Source organism: Brenneria sp. L4-2C (assembly GCF_040240335.1).
Classification (GTDB): domain Bacteria; phylum Pseudomonadota; class Gammaproteobacteria; order Enterobacterales; family Enterobacteriaceae; genus Brenneria.
Genome location: NZ_JBEIAC010000063.1, coordinates 1 through 646, shown reverse-complemented (window position 1 = coordinate 646; position 646 = coordinate 1). Strand labels below are relative to the sequence as shown.

Here is a 646-nt window from a genome sequence, read left to right as displayed (position 1 = left end):
GTCGCCCTGAACCGTTTCCCAGATCCATAGGCCGCAGGCTTCAATTTTTTTCTTTCCCTGTGAAAACCAGCTATCGGGCGCGGCGGTAAAAAACGCCAGTGCGTGAGTGAGTTGCTGTCCCATCAGTGATTGCCTCCTGTTGTCGTACCCGACCATATATCAGACTCATCCAGCATCGATCGCCATGGCTCCCACAGCGTCTCGGGTTTGGGCGGCGGCAGTTCGTAACGCACGTTGCCGGGTTCGTCCGGTACGTTTTCATGCCGCGCATACCCCTTTTCGTCCAACCGCCCCGTTATTACCGAGCCGCTTTCAAACGTCAGGGTATAAGCCGCGTGCGCGACGGGCGACATATCGCGATCCCGGAGATCGAGTTCCAAAACCGCGGGGCCGATAGCCGGTAGTTGCGGCAAAGGCACATTCAGGCTGGCGGCGCTCATCTTCTGCACATTGGCCGACTTCAGCAGGATATTGCCCGGACAGCCCAGATCGATTTTCCCGCCCTTCAGCCGGATATATCCCCCGCCGCAGCTCAGCGTCAGCTCTTCTCCCGCCGTGATAAGCACCTTACCCGCCACGCTGCTCACGCTCACATCACGCTGTCCCGTCAGCTCCAGCTCATCGCTCTGCGCCTGCACCGACACCT

1 protein-coding gene is annotated in these 646 nt (G+C 59.3%); it reads right to left on the bottom strand.

What is annotated here, in order from left to right; all coding sequences use genetic code 11:
* Positions 1 to 122: 122 nt before the first annotated feature.
* A partial coding sequence (locus tag ABRZ26_RS25040; protein WP_319606711.1) for a DUF2345 domain-containing protein occupies positions 123 to 646 on the bottom strand: 524 nt, incomplete at its 5' end.